This window comes from Streptomyces sp. NTD91 (assembly GCF_059510455.1).
On sequence record NZ_JCAJZW010000201.1, the window covers coordinates 1 to 256 of the forward strand.

Consider the following 256-nt stretch of genomic DNA (forward strand, 5'->3'; position numbering starts at 1 on the left):
TCGAGGCCGCGCCGGCTCGCCAGCAGAAGGTGTCGTACGCCGTGCTCGGTCACCAGGTGCCGGGCGACCAGCGCACCGAGGCCACCGGTGCCACCGGTCACCAGCACCGTGCCCTGCGGGTCGAGCGGCGCCGGGACCGTGAGGACCACCTTGCCGACATGCCGGGCCTGCGACAGATAGCGGAAGGCGTCCGGGGCTCGGCGCACATCCCAGCACGTCACCGGAAGCGGCTTGAGGACACCCGCCTCGAACAGCT

The 256-nt window shown here is 72.3% G+C and carries 1 protein-coding gene; it reads right to left on the reverse strand.

The genetic code is table 11. The features are described 5' to 3' along the window. A partial coding sequence (locus tag AC5WRT_RS39225) for a KR domain-containing protein (RefSeq protein WP_496101130.1) occupies window positions 1–256 on the reverse strand: 256 nt, incomplete at both ends.